At 52.3% G+C, this 1,372-nt stretch carries 2 protein-coding genes; both read right to left on the minus strand.

Features of this window, described 5'->3' with window-relative positions; translation table 11 throughout:
• Window positions 1-159: 159 nt before the first annotated feature.
• Complete coding sequence (locus JX325_RS16805) at window positions 160-1,071, minus strand: tyrosine-type recombinase/integrase (RefSeq protein ID WP_204792169.1); 912 nt, start codon at window positions 1,069-1,071, stop codon at window positions 160-162.
• A 170-nt stretch (window positions 1,072-1,241) separates the two neighbouring features.
• On the minus strand, window positions 1,242-1,361 hold the full coding sequence (locus JX325_RS18815; RefSeq protein WP_374220662.1) for a sigma factor-like helix-turn-helix DNA-binding protein: 120 nt from the start codon (window positions 1,359-1,361) through the stop codon (window positions 1,242-1,244).
• Window positions 1,362-1,372 lie beyond the last annotated feature (11 nt).

Genomic DNA, 1,372 nt, shown 5'->3' on the forward strand with positions numbered 1-1,372 from the left:
TGATAACGCTACATCATATTGAAATTTTCCCATCACAGCCGACTCTCTTTCACAATAGTTTAGATTGTACTTCCCGGCTTTTTTCTTTAGAACAAGCGATAATTGCAGATTATCTATCGAATTAGCAATGGCCGCCAGATACCTGGCGGCCATTGCCTATCATCGGAGCGAAAATGTCATTTTACCTCTCGGATGCTTTTCAGCCAGCAACAGCGTCTGCCGCTGGGCAGTCACATGTGTGTAGATCTGTGTAGTGGAAATAGAGCTATGACCAAGCAGAGATTGAATGTAGCGTATATCCATCCCTGCCTCCAGCAGCGACGTGGCAAACGTGTGGCGGAACATATGGGGCGTTACATGGTAAGGCGTGCCGGTCCGGTCCAAGTATTTGTTGATAATACGCCGGACTGTCTGCGGGGAAAGAGGCCGCCCCCGCCGGTTTAATAAGATGGCTTCCTGTTTCTGGATTTCTTCAGAGAACGCATCAACATAGACCCGCACAAGCCGAAGCAGCTCCGGCGTTGTGATTTGAAGTACCCGTTCTTTCCGGCCTTTCCCCTTTACCAAGAGCTTCAGCCCGCTGCCGCCCAGAGAAAACGTGTCCTTCGACAGCGCGCACAGCTCTGAGACCCGAAGCCCGGTGCTGAACAAGAGCTCCAGCACGACGATATCCCGGAGCACTTCTCGGTCCCCTGGCGCATAGGCGTCATAGGCGCTCTGCAAAAGGGCCTGTACGATCTCCTCTGGTATGACGCGCGGAAGCTGCTGCGGGGAATGGATGCGGATGTGGAGCTTGTCAAAGGGATTCTCTTCCAATTCGCCGCAAAGCTCCACCTCGCGGTAAAAGGCGCGGACGCTTGCCAGCTTACGTTTTACGGAGCGGGGAGCGAAATTTTGGTTGAGGAATTTGATGTACTGGCTGAGCATATCCTTATCTGCCCAAGTTCCTTTTGTAAAGCCCAAAAACTGCTGCAAATCAATGCGGTAAGCCTTGACCGTATCCGGGGAGAGCTGCTTTTCGTACTCGCCCGTTTCAAGATAACTGGCAATGCGGGATGACAATGACTGCATAATTGTACCCTCCATTTTCAAAAATCCTCTTTATTATGGAGGGTTCGCACTCGATTGTCTACGACTGGCAAAACCGGCTCAATATGCAGCGGGAAACGGCGCCCCTTTCCCCCAAATCGGGAAAGGGAGCGCCGTTCTGCCATATGATATCTTGCAGCACCCATTAAACATCACACCCTCTGCTCCATCGCCTGCCGGGCCTTGCGCCTGGCTCGAACCAGCGCCGTCCTCACATTGTCCGGCGGCATATTCAGGTCGCTGGCAATCTCTTTGCCGCTTTTCTTTAAGATGTACTTTGCGC

The sequence above is a fragment of the Oscillibacter sp. CU971 genome (genome assembly GCF_905219725.1).
GTDB lineage: Bacteria > Bacillota > Clostridia > Oscillospirales > Oscillospiraceae > Oscillibacter.